Consider the following 17,313-nt stretch of genomic DNA (forward strand, 5'->3'; position numbering starts at 1 on the left):
ATCTTAACGGAACAAGGCCTCACGCCCAAGGACTCCGACAAAAAGTACTCTGACAAAAAGTACTCTGACAAAAAGTACTGCGTCAGCGCCCAGGCCCGCAGGGCGAATCGACGGGTGGCGGGCACTCATAACTGTCGACTGGGTCACAGCTTGACCAGCGAATGTTCAAGTCGCCCCGGGGCGCGCCGACAGCCTGTTGATCAGGAGAATCAAGATTATGTTGCCACCCATGCTGCCCGTCAGCGTTGTGCCGGTCACGTCACAACTCGATCCGGTACGCCAGAAGCCGGATATCCCGCCCGTGGTGCCGGTTCAACAAGGCTCCAACGAGAGCACCATCGACCTGAAAAAAGGCGATGCCGAGCAATCGACCTTTTTGCTGCGCGAAGAACAGCGCCGTCAGCAAGAGCAGCAAAAGCGTCAGCGTGAAGCCAGCGAGGACCCCGAGCAGCACCTGCCGATCCCCGGCGATCTGCTCAACGCCGACAACACTGTCCCCGTGGCGCCGCTGATTGAAGACGCGCCGCGCCAGGGCCTGTGGGTGGATATCGAGGTTTGATCGCCGGCTGATTTGCGGTCGAGCGGAGGAGGCCGCATTATTGCGACATTCCCGCCATAACGTAAGCCAAGCCATGAGTGATGATGACAAGCTGATCGACCTGAATGCCGAGCGCGCCAAGCGTGTGCATGATCTCAATGACAAACGCCTGAATGAAGTGCGCCAGGCGTTTGAACAGGCCATGCCCCTGGGTAAGGCCAAGAAGAAATCGAAGAACAAGCCGAAAAAACGTTGAATCAACTGGCCTCCATTGATGCAGGTCAGTTATTGCCTTTCTTTACGCCCCGTCGAGGGCGACATTGATCCCCGTCAATTTTCCAATCCGCCTTCTCGATTAACTTAGCCCTATCGCAACAGGGCAAGTGCAGGAGGCCGGTCATGTTTATCGATAATGTGGTATTTGCCGGAGTGCTGACCGTAAGCCTCATGGTGCTGTTTTTTGTAGGGTTTGGCATTTTTATCTGGAAAGACGCACACAAGCGTAAAAAACCATAAGTCTTTCCGGGTTACAGGGCACGCAAGGCATTTTGGGCGACTTCGGTCGCCTTTTTTTTTGGCCGATCGTTCCCACGCTCTGCGTGGGAATGCCGCCTCGGACGCTCCGCGTCCCGCTGTTGAGGCCTGCGCATGGGTGACACGGAGCGTCACGGGGCGCATTCCCACGCAGAGCGTGGGAACGATCATCAGGGCCATAAAAAAAGGTGCGATTCTCGCGAATCGCACCTTGTTCATTGCAGGCCGCTATCAGCTGCCCAGCGCCTTGGACGCCAGCCAGAACAACCCGGCCGAGAGGCCTACGGTTGCCGGCAGGGTCAGCACCCACGCCATCAGGATGGTCTTGACCGTGCCGCCTTGCAGGCCGCTTTTGTTGGCGACCATGGTACCGGCCACGCCAGAAGACAACACGTGGGTGGTGGACACCGGCAGGGCGAAGATATTGGCAAAGCCGATCATGGTGGCGGTGGTGATCTGCGCCGACATGCCCTGGGCATAGGTCATGCCTTGCTTGCCGATCTTCTCACCGATGGTCAGTACCACGCGTTTCCAGCCCACCATGGTGCCCAGGCCCAGGGCCAGTGCGACCGCGAGGATCACCCAGAACGGCGCGTATTCGGTCGTGGCGGTCAGGTCTTTGCGCAGCTTGTCGAGGTCGGACTTCTCACGCGCATCCAGGCCAGGCAGCTTGCCGACTTTCTTCGCGGTATCGTCCAGGCAGAGCAGGTAGCGACGCACTTCAATGCGCTGGTCGGCATTCAACGAGTGGTAGTCGGACACACCTTTGAGCGTGTCAACGAGCGCGTTGATGGTCGGCTCGGTCTGCTGCGGGTTGCACTGGAACTTGCCCGGCAGGTCGTCCTTCACGCTTTTGCCCAGTGCCAGGAACTCGCCGAGGGTGGCGTTGTTGCGCTGGTAGAACTGGCTCAGATGCACAGTGGCATCGCGGGTCCGTTCGATCTGGTAGGTGGTGCTGCCCAGGTCGAGCACGAACTGCGCCGGCACGATACCGATCAGTACCAGCATGATCAGGCCGATACCTTTCTGCCCATCGTTGGAGCCGTGCACGAAGCTCACGGCCATGGCGGAAATCACCAGGACCAGGCGGTTCCAGAACGGCGGGTGCTTCTTGTCATCAAGCTTGCGGCGTTGGTCCGGGGTCTTGTGCATCTTCGACAGCGGGCGCCACCACTTCAGGCCGATCAGCACCAGGGCTGCGACCAGGAAACCGGCCATCGGCGAGAACACCAGGGACGCACCGATATCGATCGCTTTCTGCCAGTTCACACCGTCAGCCAGGGGAATATCGTTGATCAGGGCGTTGGCCAGGCCCACGCCGAGGATCGAGCCGATCAGGGTGTGGGAGCTGGAGGCCGGGATCCCGAAGTACCAGGTGCCCAGGTTCCAGGTGATTGCCGCCGCCAACAACGAGAAGACCATCGCCAGACCATGGCCGGTGTTCACATTGATCAGCAACTCCACCGGCAGCAAATGCACGATGGCGTAGGCGACACCCACACCACCGAGCAGCACGCCGAGGAAATTGAACACCCCGGAGAAGAACACCGCCAGGTGTGGCGGCATCGCTTTGGTATAGATGACTGTGGCCACCGCGTTAGCGGTGTCATGAAAGCCATTGATGAACTCGAAGGCGAGGACAAAGGCCAGGGCGAGCAACAGGCTCACTAGAACCCAAGCATCCAGTCCGCTGAATAAATCGATCATGAAGGTTTTCTGACCCGGTCGTAAGGGGGCGCGATTATGCCAGAAAACCTCAGTAATCGATGCATTAGCTGCTCATCGGTAACAATCTACTTTGAAAAAAACCGCTGGAAACGGGCGTATCCCAGGGTTTTCGGGGCTTTGGCAAGTCTTTGATTTTTAACGCCGGGGCGCGAAAAGACACGGTTTCGTCACGAAAACGTCATGTGTGAAACATTTGTATGAAAATTCGTTGGCGGCAGTAGGGCGCCGACCAGCGGCGGCTAATGCGTGCTGCCCTCGTCCGGTGGCGGGCCGGCCGAGGCAGCAAAACCCTGGGACCAACCCAAAGAGCACTCAGGGCTCTTCGGTCTTGAGTTCCTGCTCGATTTTCTGGATTTCCTGGGCGAATGCCTGGTCCAGCAGGCTGGCGCGCTTGCGCCATGGCTTACGTTCCGGCTCAGGCTGGGCGGCGTAGGTGGTGACTTCCCCGCCGTAAACATCCTTGTAACGTTGCTCCTGGCGCTCAAGTTCCGCGCGCAGTTCATCTTTCGTCACAGTTGTACCTAATTGAGTTGAGTTTAATAAAAGTGCAACGTCATGCCAAAAGGCGGCCCTGGGGTGTACGAACTTGAACAGACGGACCGTCCAAGTTTGAAGTGGGGACCCGCGGTCGCTTTTTCAATCCGATACTTTAATCGACCCTGCGCTCGAGTATGCGGCGCCGGGCGAGCTCTGATCCCAACAGGTAAATTGGGCTGACCTCTGCACAGGCTGCATTATAGCGATGCATGTGAATAACGCTATCGGCATAAAGTTAAAAGCATCAACTTCATATGCGGGTTTTGTTACATCACAACGTAAGTGTTGGCTGAACATATCTATCCATGGTCATCTGGTTTTTCTTCCACAAGGCTTTGAAACAGGCTTGGCCACTGAAAATTGCGATAATCGAATGATCGTCCGATAATCGCCCAATGTTGCCGGCCCCGTCTTGTACATCTCTACTGGCGCGGCTAGAAATGACAGCCAGCCCTTCTGTGGTTGAAAACAAGAAAAAGGATCCCTGAAATGAACGATCAATTGCGCAATTCTTTCGCGTCCGTGGCGCCGCCGATCGTGGCTTCACCCGCCAAGCGCATCCAGGCCTTCACCGGTGATCCGGACTTCATGACCTCCCTGGCCCGTGGCCTAGCCGTGGTGCAGGCGTTTCAGGAGCGCAAGCGTCACCTGACCATCGCCCAGATCAGTCACCGCACCGAAATCCCCCGCGCCGCCGTGCGCCGTTGCCTGCACACCTTGATCAAACTCGGTTACGCCACCACCGATGGCCGTACCTACTCGTTGCTGCCCAAAGTGCTGACGCTTGGCCATGCGTATCTGTCATCGACGCCTTTGGCCGTGTCGGCCCAGCCTTATCTGGACCGCATGAGCGAACAGCTTCACGAAGCCTGCAACATGGCGACCCTCGAAGGCGACGACATTCTGTACATCGCCCGTTCCGCCACCACTCAGCGCCTGATTTCCGTGGACCTTTCCGTGGGCGGCCGCTTGCCGGCGTACTGCACCTCCATGGGCCGTATCCTGCTGGCCGCCCTGGACGATGCCTCGCTGCAGGATTATCTCGACCACGCCGACCTGCAAACCAAGACCAGTCGCACCTTGACCACGCCTGAGGCTTTGTTCGAATGCCTGCAACAGGTTCGTCAGCAGGGTTGGTGCATCGTCGATCAGGAACTGGAGCAGGGCCTGCGCTCCATCGCCGTACCGGTGTACGACGCGTCCGGCCAGGTGTTGGCCGCGCTCAATGTGAGTACCCATGCCGGGCGGGTCAGCCGCAGCGAGCTGGAGCAGCGCTTCCTGCCGAGCATGCTCAGCGCCAGTCGCGAGCTGAGTACGCAACTGTTTGCCTAAGTGTTCGGTGACCGCACAGATCCCGGCTTGATCGATTGACGCTGTTTCCCCTGGCTCATTAATGTGCGGCAGCGCTCCCAAGCGCTCCAATAATAACGGCGACCCCCGGTCGCTGACCCGCCATCGGTGTGGAATAAAAATAATGAATCAGCCCTCTGTCGGTACCACCTTGGACGTGCAGTCCTTCATCAACGCCCAGCCGTTGTCGCGTTATCAATGGCGTGTGGTGATCCTGTGTTTCCTGATTGTCTTTCTCGACGGCCTCGACACCGCCGCCATGGGCTTTATCGCGCCCGCGCTGTCCCAGGACTGGGGCATCGACCGCGCCAGCCTCGGCCCGGTGATGAGCGCCGCATTGATCGGCATGGTGTTCGGCGCGCTGGGTTCCGGCCCGCTGGCCGACCGCTTCGGGCGTAAAGGCGTGCTGGTGGGCGCGGTGCTGGTGTTTGGCGCCTTCAGCCTGGCATCGGCCTACAGCAGCAATGTCGACCAACTGCTGGTGTTGCGTTTCCTGACGGGCCTGGGCCTTGGCGCCGGCATGCCCAACGCCACCACGCTGCTTTCTGAATACACGCCCGAGCGGCACAAGTCGCTGCTGGTGACCAGCATGTTCTGCGGCTTCAACCTGGGCATGGCCGGTGGCGGGTTTATCTCGGCCAAGTTGATCCCGGCGTTCGGCTGGCACAGCCTGTTGCTGATCGGCGGCATCCTGCCGTTGATCCTGGCCGCCGTGCTGTTGGTGTGGTTGCCGGAATCGGCGCGTTACCTGGTGGTGCGCAACCGTGGCACCGACAAGGTGCGCAAGGCCCTGTCTCCCATTGAGCCCGCTATCGTTGCCCAGGCTAGCGCCTTCAGCGTGCCGGAGCAGAAGACCGTCAAGACACGCAACGTGCTCGCGGTGATTTTCTCTGGCACCTACAGCGCCGGCACGTTGTTGCTGTGGCTTACCTACTTCATGGGCCTGGTGATCGTTTATCTGCTCACCAGTTGGCTGCCAACTCTGATGCGCGACAGTGGCGCCAGCATGGAACAGGCCGCGTTCATCGGCGCGTTGTTCCAGTTTGGCGGCGTATTGAGCGCAGTGGGCGTGGGCTGGGCGATGGACCGGTTCAACCCGCACAAGGTGATCGGCACTTTCTATCTGCTGGCCGGGGTATTTGCCTACGCGGTGGGGCAGAGCCTGGGCAATATCACCTTACTGGCAACCCTGGTGCTGATTGCCGGAATGTGCGTCAACGGTGCGCAATCGGCGATGCCCTCCCTGGCCGCGCGTTTCTACCCGACCCAAGGCCGCGCCACCGGCGTGTCGTGGATGCTCGGTATTGGCCGTTTCGGTGCAATTCTGGGAGCGTGGATGGGGGCTACCTTGCTGGGCCTGGGCTGGAATTTCGAGCAGGTGCTGACGGCATTGGTGATTCCGGCAGCGCTGGCCACCGCTGCCGTGGTGATCAAAGGCATGGTCAGCCATGCCGACGCGACCTGACGTCTGGCGCGGTTAACTGTGGGAGGGGGCTTGCTCCCGATAGCGGTGGGTCAGTTGACTAATTCCTGACTGATATATCGCTATCGGGGGCAAGCCCCCTCCCACATTGAATCGTGTTCGTTGAGGAGATTAGGGTAGGCAACAATTCGTTCGATAACCGAACACTGAGTCGATTATCGGATTGTTCCACCCATTTCCCCGGCTTAATCTTCAAGCACTTCGGCGCCACCTCAGCGCCTTTTTCGATCAACACCGGGAGCCCAACCCCATGGCTGAAATTCTTACCCTGCGTGATGCAGTCAAGCGCTTCGTGAGCGACGGCGATACCGTCGCGCTCGAAGGCTTTACTCACCTGATCCCTACAGCCGCAGGTCATGAAATCATTCGTCAGGGCAAGAAAGACCTGACGCTGGTGCGTATGACGCCTGACCTGATCTACGACCAGTTGATCGGTGCCGGCTGTGCGCGCAAGTTGATTTTCTCCTGGGGCGGCAACCCTGGTGTGGGTTCCCTGCATCGCCTGCGCGACGCCGTGGAAAAACACTGGCCGCAGCCATTGGAGATCGAAGAACACAGCCATGCCGACCTGGCCAATGCCTACGTCGCCGGCGCCTCCGGCCTGCCGTTTGCGGTGTTGCGTGCCTACGCCGGTTCCGACTTGCCCAAGGTCAACCCGCTGATCAAGACCGTCACCTGCCCATTCACCGGCGAGGTGCTGGCGGCGGTGCCGTCGGTACGCCCGGATGTCACGGTGATCCATGCGCAGAAGGCCGATCGCAAGGGCAACGTGCTGCTCTGGGGCATTCTCGGCGTGCAGAAGGAAGCGGCCCTGGCGGCCAAGCGCTGCATCGTCACCGTCGAGGAAATCGTCGATGACCTGAACGCGCCGATGAATAGCTGCGTATTGCCGACCTGGGCCCTGACCGCCGTGTGTCACGTGCCCGGTGGCGCGCATCCGTCCTACGCCCACGGCTACAACGAGCGGGACAACCGTTTCTACCAGGCGTGGGACCCGATTGCCCGCGACCGTGGGACCTTTACCGCCTGGATCGACGAATACATACACGGCACCGCCGACTTCCGTGAATTCCAGGCCAAGCTGGCTGCTGCGCAGGAGGCCAAGTGATGGCTTACTCCACCAATGAAATGATGACCGTCGCCGCCGCGCGTCGCCTCAAGAACGGCTCGGTGTGCTTTGTCGGCATCGGCCTGCCGTCCAAGGCGGCCAACCTGGCGCGCCTGACCTCGTCGCCCGACGTGGTGCTGATCTACGAGTCCGGCCCGATTGGCGCCAAGCCATCGGTGCTGCCGCTGTCCATCGGCGACGGTGAACTGGCGGAAACCGCCGATACGGTGGTGCCTACCGGTGAGATCTTCCGCTACTGGCTGCAAGGCGGGCGCATCGACGTGGGCTTTCTTGGCGCGGCTCAGGTTGACCGTTTCGGCAATATCAACACCACCGTGGTCGGCGATTATCACCAGCCCAAGGTGCGTTTGCCGGGGGCCGGCGGCGCGCCGGAGATCGCCGGTTCCGCCAAGAGCGTGTTGATCATCCTTAAACAGTCGTCCCGTTCGTTTGTCGACAAGCTGGATTTCATTACCTCGGTCGGCCACGGCGAAGGTGGCGATTCGCGTAAACGCCTGGGCCTGCCGGGCGCCGGTCCCGTCGGCATCATTACCGACCTGTGCATCATGGAGCCGGAGGAGGGCACCCATGAGTTCGTGGTCACCGCGTTGCACCCGGGCGTGACCCGTGAGCAGGTGACAGCGGCGACCGGCTGGGCCATTCGGTTTGCCGAGCAGGTCGAGACCACCGCCGAGCCGACCGAGGTTGAACTGAGCGCGTTGCGTAACCTTGAAGCCCGCACCGCGGCCGCCCATGGCCAAGCGCCGGGAGAAGCCTGATGCGTGATGTCTTTATCTGTGATGCTATTCGAACCCCCATCGGTCGTTTCGGCGGTGGCCTGTCCACGGTGCGTGCCGATGACCTGGCGGCCTTGCCGATCAAGGCACTGATGGAGCGCAACCCGACGGTGGACTGGAATGCCGTTGATGAAGTGTTCCTCGGCTGCGCCAACCAGGCCGGCGAAGACAACCGTAACGTGGCACGCATGGCGCTGCTGTTGGCGGGTCTGCCGGAAAGCACCCCAGGCGTGACCCTCAACCGCCTGTGCGCCTCGGGCATGGACGCCATCGGCACGGCCTTTCGCGCGATTGCCAGCGGCGAGATGGAGTTGGCGATTGCCGGTGGCGTCGAGTCGATGTCCCGCGCGCCGTTCGTGATGGGCAAGGCCGATGCGGCGTTTTCGCGCAGCATGAAACTGGAAGACACCACCATTGGCTGGCGCTTTATCAACCCGTTGATGAAGGCCCAGTACGGCGTGGATGCGATGCCGCAGACCGCCGATAACGTCGCCGACGACTACCACATTTCCCGCGCCGACCAGGACGCGTTCGCCCTGCGCAGCCAGCAGCGTACCGCCGCCGCGCAAGCTGCCGGCTTCTTCGCCGAAGAAATCGTACCGGTGCGGGTCGCCCATAAAAAAGGCGAAACCCTGGTGGAGCACGACGAGCATCCCAGGGACACCACCCTGGAGGCGCTGGCCAAACTCAAACCGGTGAATGGCCCGGACAAAACCGTGACCGCCGGCAATGCCTCGGGGGTCAACGATGGCGCTGCCGCGCTGATCCTGGCCTCTGGCGAGGCGGTGAAAAAACACGGCCTCACCGCCCGCGCCCGGGTACTGGGCATGGCCAGTGCCGGCGTCGCCCCGCGTGTGATGGGCATCGGTCCGGTGCCGGCGGTGCGCAAGCTGGTGGAGCGCCTGGGGCTGGCGATCACCGATTTTGACGTGATCGAGCTCAACGAAGCCTTCGCCAGCCAAGGCCTGGCGGTGCTGCGCGAGCTGGGCCTCGCCGACGATGCGCCGCAGGTCAACCCCAACGGCGGCGCCATCGCCCTGGGCCATCCCTTGGGCATGAGCGGTGCGCGGTTGGTACTGACCGCCCTGCATCAGCTGGAAAAAACCGGCGGCCGTAAAGGCCTGGCGACTATGTGTGTGGGCGTCGGCCAAGGCCTGGCCCTGGCGATTGAACGCATCTAACAAGAGAGGATTGCTCCATGAGTGACAAGCCCGGTTACCGGCGCCCGCAAGCGGGCACTCAACCTGATTACCTGCACCCGGCCTATCAGTCGACGAACCTGCGTTCGCCGTCCCAGCCGTTGGTGTTCCTGCCCCATTCGTTGTCGGAAATCACCGGCCCGACCATCGGTGCCGAGCGTATCGAGGCCCAGGACAACGACCTCACCGCCCAGCATGAAGGCGAGCCCCAGGGCGAGCGCATCATCATTCACGGGCGTGTGCTGGACGAGAACGGCCTGCCGGTGCCGGGCATCCTCGTGGAGATCTGGCAAGCCAACGCTGCCGGCCGCTACAACCACAAGCGCGACCTGCACGATGCGCCGCTGGACCCGAACTTCACCGGTACCGGGCGCACCGTTACCGATGCCGAGGGCTGGTACCAGTTCCAGACCATCAAGCCCGGTGCCTACCCGTGGGGCAACCACCACAACGCCTGGCGTCCGGCGCATATCCACTTTTCGCTGTTCGGCCCGAGTGTGCTGACGCGGTTGGTCACGCAAATGTATTTCCCCGGCGACCCGCTGCTCGAATACGACCCGATCTACAACTGTGTGCCGGACACCCGCGCCAAGCAACGCCTGATCGCCAGCTTCGACCTGGAAAAAACCATTCCTTCCTATGCCCTCGGCTACCGCTGGGACATCGTCCTGCGCGGCCGCGACGCCACGCCGATGGAGAAATGAGATGAGCCTTTACGCAACCACGTCCCACACCGTCGGGCCGTATTACCACATTGGCCTGACCTGGCTTAACCGCGAAGACCTGACCGTGGCCGCCACCCTCGGCGAGCGCGTGGCGATCAGCGGGCAGGTGCTGGACGGCAATGGTGAGGTGGTCAACGACGCCATGCTCGAGGTCTGGCAGGCGAACGCCGCCGGCAAGTACGCCCACCCTGAAGACGAGCAGGACAAAGCGCTGGACCCCCACTTTGAAGGCTTCGGCCGCGTGCCGGTGGATGCCGAAGGGCGCTTTCGCTTTACCACGATCAAGCCGGGCAGCGTGCCGGGGCTCAAGGGCACGACCCAGGCGCCGCATCTTGTCGTGCTGGTGTTTGCCCGAGGATTGGTGAAGCACCTGCTGACGCGGATTTATTTTGACGGTGAAGCGTTGAATGGTGATGACCCGCTGCTGGCGTGTGTGCCGGCCGAGCGGCGCGGCACTTTGATTGCCAAGCCGGATGCGGCGGGTGTGCATCAGTGGAATGTAATTTTGCAAGGGACAGATAAGGAAACGGTGTTCTTCGATTACTGAGTTGGCTGGAGGGCCTCATCGGGGGCAAGCCCCCTCCCACATTTTGACCGCGCCGCCTATCAAGTGTGGGAGGGGGCTTGCCCTAATGCCAGTCAGTTAAGGACGAACACTGTACCTGTGGCGAGGGAGCTTGCTCCCGCTGGGCCGCGAAGCGGCCCCAAAAATGGGACTGCTGCGCAGTCCAGCGGGAGCAAGCTCCCTCGCCACAGGTTACTTTTTACCCTTTCTACTTCTTAACTGACTGGCATTAGGGCTTGCCCCCGATAGGGGCCCTCCCAGGCAACACTGTCCGAAAAGTCTGCTTGCGGAACATGGTTGTTGCAAAGTATGTCTAGGCTTTAACCGTTCCCATTGAGTAAAAACCATGACAACAAAAACCAGTCACTACACCGGAGAAGAACGCAGCAAACGGATTTTTGCGATTGTCGGTGCTTCCTCCGGCAACCTGGTCGAATGGTTCGACTTCTACGTCTATGCCTTCTGCGCCATCTACTTTGCCCCGGCGTTTTTTCCGTCGGATGACCCCACCGTCCAACTGCTCAACACCGCTGGCGTATTCGCCGCCGGGTTCCTGATGCGCCCCATCGGAGGCTGGCTGTTTGGCCGGGTGGCCGACAAGCATGGCCGCAAGAACTCAATGATGATATCGGTGCTGATGATGTGCGCCGGCTCCCTGGTCATCGCCTTCCTGCCCACTTACAAGGATATCGGCGCCTGGGCCCCGGCGCTGTTGTTGGTGGCGCGGCTGTTCCAGGGGTTGTCGGTGGGTGGCGAATACGGCACCACCGCCACCTACATGAGCGAAGTGGCACTCAAGGGCCAGCGCGGTTTCTTCGCCTCGTTCCAGTACGTGACCCTGATCGGCGGGCAATTGCTGGCGGTGCTGGTGGTGGTAATCCTGCAACAGATCCTCACCGAAGAAGAATTACGCGCCTGGGGCTGGCGGATTCCGTTCGTGATCGGCGCCATTGCGGCGGTGATCTCCCTGCTGCTGCGTCGTACCCTCAAGGAAACCACCAGCAAGGAAATGCGTGAAGACAAGGACGCCGGCAGTATCGTTGCGCTGTTCCGTGACCACGGCAAAGCGTTCATCACGGTGCTGGGCTACACCGCCGGCGGCTCGCTGATTTTCTATACCTTTACCACCTACATGCAGAAGTACCTGGTGAACACCGTCGGTATGCACGCCAAGACGTCCAGCTACATCATGACCGGTGCGCTGTTTCTCTACATGTGCATGCAGCCGCTGTTCGGCATGCTGGCCGACAAGATCGGCCGGCGCAATTCCATGCTCTGGTTCGCCGGCCTCGGCACGCTGTTCACGGTGCCGATTCTGCTGACCCTGAAAACCGTCACCAGTCCGTTCCTGGCCTTTGTCCTGATTACCCTGGCCCTGGCGATCGTCAGCTTCTACACCTCGATCAGCGGCCTGGTCAAAGCCGAGATGTTCCCGCCCCAGGTGCGTGCCCTGGGCGTGGGCCTGGCGTATGCGGTGGCCAACGCGGTATTCGGCGGTTCGGCGGAAGTGGTCGCGTTGAGCCTGAAGTCCATCGGTATGGAAAACACCTTCTACTGGTACGTCACCGCGATGATGGCGGTGGCGTTCCTGTTCAGCTTGCGTCTGCCCAAGCAGGCGGCTTATTTGCACCATGATTTGTAAGGGATGAGCTATGACACTGCGCACGAGCAACCAACTGTTCGACGCTTATTTCACCGCTGACAGCATGGCCGAGGTGTTCTGTGATCAGGGCCGCTTGCAGGGCATGCTGGATTTCGAGGCCGCGCTGGCCCGGGCCGAGGCCCAGGTGGGGTTGATCCCGCAGGCCGCCGTGGCACCGATTGCCCAGGCCTGCCTGGCCTCGTTGTATGACGTGGACGCGCTCAGCGTGGCGATTGCCACGGCGGGTAACTCGGCGATTCCATTGGTCAAGGCGCTGGGCAAGCTGATTGCCGAAGCAGATGCCGGGGCCGAGCGCTATGTGCACTTGGGCGCCACCAGCCAGGATGTGATGGACACCGGCCTGGTGCTGCAACTGCGCCGCGCGCTGGGGTTGATCGAAGCGGACCTGGCGCGCCTGGGCGATGTGCTGGCCGCCCAGGCGCAGCGGTATGCGTCAACACCCTTGGCCGGACGCACTTGGCTGCAACACGCCACGCCGGTCACCCTGGGCATGAAAATCGCCGGCTGGTTGGGCGCGGTAACGCGCAGTCGCCAGCGGCTGGTGGAATTGAAACCGCGTTTGCTGGTGCTGCAATTTGGCGGGGCGTCGGGCACCCTGGCGGCGCTCGGCGAGCAGGCCATGCCGGTGGCGCAAGCCTTGGCCGCAGAGCTGCAACTGAGCTTGCCCGATCAGCCCTGGCATACGCAGCGTGATCGCCTGGTGGAGTTCGCCAGCGTGCTGGGCCTGATCGCCGGCAGCCTTGGCAAGCTGGGCCGCGATATCAGCCTGTTGATGCAAACCGAAGCGGCGGAAGTGTTCGAGCCCTCGGCGCCGGGCAAGGGCGGTTCGTCAACCATGCCGCACAAGCGCAACCCCGTCGGCGCTGCCGTGCTGATCAGCGCCGCGACCCGCGTGCCCGGCCTGGTTGCGACGATGTTCAGTGCCATGCCCCAGGAGCACGAACGCAGCCTGGGACTGTGGCATGCCGAATGGGAAACCTTGCCCGAGATCTGCCGATTGGTATCGGGTGCGCTGCAACAGGCGCTGCTGCTCAGCGATGGCTTGGAGGTGGATGCCGCGCGCATGGCCCGCAACCTCGACCTGACCCAGGGCCTGGTGCTGGCCGAAGCCGTCAGCATCGTGCTGGCCCAACGCCTGGGCCGTGAAACCGCGCATCACCTGCTGGAGCAGTGCTGCAAACGCGCCGTCGCCGAGCAGCGCCATTTACGTGCGGTGCTGGCGGACGAGGCGCAGATCACCGCCGAGTTGTCGTCGGCCGAACTGGACCGTTTGCTCGACCCGGCCCACTACTTGGGCCAGGCTCAGACCTGGGTCAGCCGCGCCGTGACCGAACACTTTGGATTGACTGCGTAAGGAGACCGCTGTGGCTTTCGTACAACTCGCCGAGGGCGAACTGCATTACCAACTCGATGGGCCCGTCGATGCGCCGGTATTGGTGCTGTCCAATTCCCTGGGCACCGACCTGCATATGTGGGACATCCAGATTCCGGCGTTCACCGAGCATTTTCGTGTGCTGCGCTTCGACACCCGTGGTCATGGCAAGTCCCTGGTCACCGCAGGGCCCTACAGCATCGAACAACTGGGCCAGGATGTGCTCGCGTTGCTGGATGCGCTGGATATTCAGCGCGCGCATTTCTGCGGGCTGTCCATGGGCGGGCTGATCGGCCAGTGGCTGGGCATCAACGCAGGGAAGCGGCTTAACCGCCTGGTGGTGTGCAATACCGCCGCCAAGATCGGCACGCCAGAGGTGTGGAACCCGCGTATCGAAATGGTCTTGCGCGATGGCGCGGCGGCGATGGTCGCGCTGCGCGATGCCTCGATTGCACGCTGGTTCACCGCCGATTTTGCCGCCGCCCATCCCCACCAGGCCAAGCAGATCACCGACATGCTCGCGGCCACCTCGCCCGAGGGGTATGCCGCCAACTGCGCGGCGGTGCGTGATGCGGATTTGCGTGAGCAGTTGGCGTCGATCAAGGTACCGACCCTGGTGATTGCCGGCACGGAAGACGCGGTAACACCGCCTGCCGGCAGCCACTTTATCCAGAACCATGTACAGGGCGCCGAATACGCCGAGTTCTATGCGGCGCACCTGTCCAATGTCCAGGCCGGCGCTGCCTTCAGCGACCGTGTCATTGAATTTCTGCTGGGCCGCTGAGGAGCTTTTCGTGGACGAGAAACAACGCTATGCCGAGGGTCTGCAAGTGCGCCGCGACGTGCTGGGCGACGCCCATGTCGAACGCAGCCTCAACGCGCTGACCGAATTCAACAGCGAGTTCCAGGAAATGATCACCCGCCATGCCTGGGGCGACATCTGGACCCGTCCTGGCTTGCCCCGGCACACCCGCAGCCTGATCACCATTGCCATGCTGATCGGCATGAACCGCACCGAAGAGTTGAAGCTGCATCTACGTGCCGCCGCGAGCAACGGCGTGACCCGCGCCGAAATCAAGGAAGTGCTGATGCAGAGCGCGATCTACTGCGGCATACCGGCGGCGAATGCGACGTTTCATCTGGCGGAATCGGTGTGGGATGAGTTGGGTGTCGAGTCCCGCGAGACCTGACTCTGGAACACAGGCAAATGTGGGAGGGGGCTTGCTCCCGATAGCGGTATATCAGTGATAGACACATTTACTGAACCACCGCTATCGGGAGCAAGCCCCCTCCCACATTAGATCTCTGTAGGCCATGAATTTCAGGCATCAGCGCATATCGGCATCCCACACCCAATTCCACACCCCAGGCAGATGCACCGGCTCGTTCACATCCTTGACCGTGCGTGCCAGCGCCGCGCGTTGCAGCGCAGCGGTGTCGGTGTAGAACGGCTCGGCGGCGGTAGTCATCCCGTTGATGCGTGCACTGTCCATCAGGATCTGCAGGTACTCCTGCATATGCCGCGCGGTGTAGCGGTTGATGTCATGGAAAGTCACCACCACCGGTATCACGCCGTCCACCGTCGGCAATTCGCCCAAGGCTATGCGTTCACGCACCACCGACAGCTGCCGGTACAGGTTGGCGCGGCGGCGCGGGCTGGCGTTGAAGCCCCAGATTTTGCCGTCATTGGCACTCAGGTCGGTGAGTAATACCTGCATGCCGTGGCGCTGGTAGGCGGCGAAGGTGCGGCGGTCGTAGTTCCAGAACGGTGGTCGCACCAGCAGGGGTGGCGTGCCGGTGATGGCGGCAATGTGCGCGGCGCCTTCGGTGAGTGTGCGTTCCAGCTCGGCATCGTTCAGCCAGCGGTGGTTGGTGTGAAACGCCGTGGCCGTATGGAAGGCCAGGACATGGCCGGCGGCGTACTCGCGCTCCATGGTCTTGCGCCCCCGGGCGCTGCCGCCGGAGCGTGCCGCTTCGGTCTGCAGGAAGAACACCGCCTTGATCCCTGGCAGCACCGGGTTGTGCGCCAGGTCGGCCATCACCGAACGGGTCGGGTTGTTGTACCCCGATGCGCTGGGGCCATCATCGAAGGTCAGCAGGAAGCGGATCGGCGCCTGCGCTTGCAGGCGCTGTTCGGTCTGCGGCGTCAGGGCGATGGGCGCACCGATACAGCCGGCCAGGCCCAGGGCCAGGGCAAACACTGCGAGTGCTGTAGCGAAGGTTTTCATGCTGTGCGCGGGCCCGAATAAAAGGCCGCTGCTGGGTCGATCAGCAGCGGCAGGCGCGCACCATACAGTAACTGCGGCGCCGGTTTACAGCAGACTTATCGGGTAGCTGACGATCAACCGGTTTTCATCGAACTCATTGTTGCTGTAGTCGCGACGCATGCTGGAGTTGCGCCAGCGCAGGGTCAGGTTTTTCAGGCTGCCGCTTTGCACGGTGTAGCCCAATTCGCTTTCGCGTCCCCATTCCTTGCCGTCGGTCACCGTGCCGGTGTGCACGTTGCCGCCGCTGATATAACGGTTCATCAAGGTCAGGCCGGGTATGCCAAGGGCGGCGAAGTTGTAGTCGTGGCGCACTTGCCAGGATTTTTCCTCGGCGTTGTCGTAGCTCGAGTTATAGCTGTCGTTGGCCAGGGTGCCGCCGCTGGTGCCGTTGACCCGCATCCAGGCGCTGTCGCCAGTGAGCTTTTGCAGGCCGACGTAAAAGGTGTTGCCACCGTGGCGGGCCGATAACAAGCCGGACCAGGTCTTGTTGTCCAGGCTGCCGGCGCGGGCGCTGCCGTCGTCCTTGCCGTAGAAAAACCCCAGGTTGGCGCCCAGGGTCCAGTCGCCCACGGGCTGGCTGTGGATCAGATTGACGAATTGCTGGCTGTAAATGTCCTTGAGCTGGGCATTCCATACCCCGACTTGCGTGCGTTTGTCGTTGAAGGCGTATTCGGCGCCCTGGAAGTTGAAGCGGTCGGAGGTGAACGCAGGTTTGCCGGTCATCGACATGTCGCCCATGCTGCTGTCGTCGCGCGGGCTGTTGGCACGGAACTGACCGCCATACAGGGTCAGGCCCTCGATTTCCTTGGATGTGATCTGCCCGCCACGCAGGGTTTGCGGCAGTGAGCGGCCATCGTCCGCGCGCAGGATCGGCAGCACCGGCATCCATTCGCCGACTTTCACTTCAGTTCTGGAAAAACGCGCCTTGAATGCCACGCCCAGGCGCCCGAACTCATCGGCCGGTCGGCCGTCGTGGTCCAGCGGCAATAACTGAGTGCCGCCGGTGCCGCGCCCGCCATCGAGCTTGAGCGAGTACAGGCCCAGCACGTCCACCCCGAAGCCGACCGTGCCCTGAGTGAACCCGGACTTGGCGTCGAAGATGAAACTTTGCGTCCACTCCTGCGCGCCGCCCTGGGTTTTGGTCGGGTTGGTGTAGTTGCGATTGAAGAAGAAATTGCGCAGGTTGAGGTTGGCGCTGGCATCTTCGAGAAAGCCGTGTTCTTCGGCGACCACGGGGAGGGCAAGACTGGCGACCGCAGTAGCCAGCAACAGCCGGCGCGGGTGGAAAGTGCTCATGGTTTCGGACCTGTTGTTATTGGGTTTATGCAGGTGGCGGCCATGGTGCGCGGCGGTGCGGGGGCGATGAAAGTGGGGGAGGGCGGGTTGTGGGCGATGATCGAACGCAAGTTGGTGATAAAAAGCCGGCGTAAAAAAAACCGCCTCCGGT

At 61.6% G+C, this 17,313-nt stretch carries 18 protein-coding genes; 14 read left to right on the forward strand and 4 right to left on the reverse strand.

Translation table 11 applies throughout. The features are described from left to right. Nucleotides 1-217 precede the first annotated feature (217 nt). The 3 genes from C4J85_RS06545 to ccoM all read left to right on the forward strand — a co-directional run bounded on the left by C4J85_RS06545 (nt 218) and on the right by ccoM (nt 1,054). Nucleotides 218-559: an aspartate-semialdehyde dehydrogenase gene (locus tag C4J85_RS06545; protein WP_124361664.1), complete on the forward strand. Its 342-nt coding sequence runs from the start codon at nt 218-220 to the stop codon at nt 557-559. A gap of 73 nt (nt 560-632) precedes the next feature. Further along, on the forward strand, nt 633-794 hold the full coding sequence (locus tag C4J85_RS27440; protein WP_090408332.1) for a hypothetical protein: 162 nt from the start codon (nt 633-635) through the stop codon (nt 792-794). A 143-nt stretch (nt 795-937) separates the two neighbouring features. Then, nucleotides 938-1,054 carry a cytochrome c oxidase subunit CcoM gene (gene ccoM / locus C4J85_RS27825; RefSeq protein ID WP_034096309.1) on the forward strand — a complete coding sequence of 39 codons (117 nt, stop codon included), beginning with the start codon at nt 938-940 and terminating at the stop codon, nt 1,052-1,054. A gap of 249 nt (nt 1,055-1,303) precedes the next feature. Here the strand turns inward: ccoM and C4J85_RS06550 are convergent, their stop codons facing one another. Together C4J85_RS06550 and C4J85_RS06555 are read right to left on the reverse strand one after the other, a co-directional pair. Further along, on the reverse strand, nt 1,304-2,779 hold the full coding sequence (locus tag C4J85_RS06550) for an inorganic phosphate transporter (protein WP_124361665.1): 1,476 nt from the start codon (nt 2,777-2,779) through the stop codon (nt 1,304-1,306). 333 nt (nt 2,780-3,112) lie between these two features. Continuing rightward, nucleotides 3,113-3,313 (reverse strand): hypothetical protein, encoded by a 201-nt coding sequence (locus tag C4J85_RS06555; protein WP_003189295.1) that lies wholly within the window; start codon nt 3,311-3,313, stop codon nt 3,113-3,115. A gap of 513 nt (nt 3,314-3,826) precedes the next feature. On the opposite strand from C4J85_RS06555, the gene pcaR reads away from it, so the two are divergent. The 11 genes from pcaR (at nt 3,827) to pcaC (ending at nt 14,789) form a co-directional block, all read left to right on the forward strand. Beyond that, nucleotides 3,827-4,669: a pca regulon transcriptional regulator PcaR gene (pcaR, locus tag C4J85_RS06560; RefSeq protein WP_124361666.1), complete on the forward strand. Its 843-nt coding sequence runs from the start codon at nt 3,827-3,829 to the stop codon at nt 4,667-4,669. 142 nt (nt 4,670-4,811) lie between these two features. After that, a complete protein-coding gene (locus C4J85_RS06565; protein WP_124406491.1) occupies nt 4,812-6,152 on the forward strand; it encodes an MFS transporter in 1,341 nt (446 codons plus the stop codon). 268 nt (nt 6,153-6,420) lie between these two features. Beyond that, nucleotides 6,421-7,278, forward strand: a complete 858-nt coding sequence (locus C4J85_RS06575; protein WP_124406492.1) for a CoA transferase subunit A — start codon at nt 6,421-6,423, stop codon at nt 7,276-7,278. Further along, entirely contained in the window at nt 7,275-8,057 is a 783-nt protein-coding gene (locus tag C4J85_RS06580) for a CoA-transferase subunit beta (protein ID WP_177413563.1), read from the forward strand. Before C4J85_RS06575 ends, C4J85_RS06580 begins: the two co-directional genes overlap by 4 nt. After that, entirely contained in the window at nt 8,054-9,256 is a 1,203-nt protein-coding gene (gene pcaF, locus C4J85_RS06585) for a 3-oxoadipyl-CoA thiolase (protein WP_177412940.1), read from the forward strand. The genes C4J85_RS06580 and pcaF overlap by 4 nt, the downstream gene beginning before the upstream one ends. Before the next feature lie 17 nt (nt 9,257-9,273). After that, a complete protein-coding gene (gene pcaH / locus C4J85_RS06590; protein ID WP_124409261.1) occupies nt 9,274-9,978 on the forward strand; it encodes a protocatechuate 3,4-dioxygenase subunit beta in 705 nt (234 codons plus the stop codon). A 1-nt stretch (nt 9,979) separates the two neighbouring features. Next, nucleotides 9,980-10,546 (forward strand): protocatechuate 3,4-dioxygenase subunit alpha, encoded by a 567-nt coding sequence (pcaG, locus tag C4J85_RS06595; RefSeq protein WP_124403342.1) that lies wholly within the window; start codon nt 9,980-9,982, stop codon nt 10,544-10,546. Between the two features lie 364 nt (nt 10,547-10,910). Beyond that, nucleotides 10,911-12,206, forward strand: a complete 1,296-nt coding sequence (locus C4J85_RS06600; RefSeq protein ID WP_065886164.1) for an MFS family transporter — start codon at nt 10,911-10,913, stop codon at nt 12,204-12,206. Nucleotides 12,207-12,216: 10 nt separating this feature from the next. Continuing rightward, nucleotides 12,217-13,581, forward strand: coding sequence for a 3-carboxy-cis,cis-muconate cycloisomerase (locus tag C4J85_RS06605; protein WP_124409262.1), 1,365 nt, complete (start codon nt 12,217-12,219; stop codon nt 13,579-13,581). 10 nt (nt 13,582-13,591) lie between these two features. Next, complete coding sequence (gene pcaD / locus C4J85_RS06610; RefSeq protein ID WP_124409263.1) at nt 13,592-14,383, forward strand: 3-oxoadipate enol-lactonase; 792 nt, start codon at nt 13,592-13,594, stop codon at nt 14,381-14,383. A 10-nt stretch (nt 14,384-14,393) separates the two neighbouring features. Beyond that, nucleotides 14,394-14,789, forward strand: a complete 396-nt coding sequence (gene pcaC, locus C4J85_RS06615) for a 4-carboxymuconolactone decarboxylase (protein WP_124366168.1) — start codon at nt 14,394-14,396, stop codon at nt 14,787-14,789. Between the two features lie 138 nt (nt 14,790-14,927). On the opposite strand, the gene C4J85_RS06620 is transcribed toward pcaC, so the two are convergent. Both C4J85_RS06620 and C4J85_RS06625 read right to left on the reverse strand, forming a co-directional pair. Next, nucleotides 14,928-15,827, reverse strand: a complete 900-nt coding sequence (locus C4J85_RS06620; protein ID WP_124409264.1) for a polysaccharide deacetylase family protein — start codon at nt 15,825-15,827, stop codon at nt 14,928-14,930. Nucleotides 15,828-15,911: 84 nt separating this feature from the next. Beyond that, the gene (locus tag C4J85_RS06625; RefSeq protein WP_124409265.1) at nt 15,912-17,162 is read right to left on the reverse strand and encodes an OprD family porin; all 1,251 of its coding nucleotides are present in this window, start codon (nt 17,160-17,162) and stop codon (nt 15,912-15,914) included. Nucleotides 17,163-17,313: the final 151 nt, after the last annotated feature.

The sequence above is a fragment of the Pseudomonas sp. R4-34-07 genome, from assembly GCF_003852375.1.
Lineage (GTDB): Bacteria > Pseudomonadota > Gammaproteobacteria > Pseudomonadales > Pseudomonadaceae > Aquipseudomonas.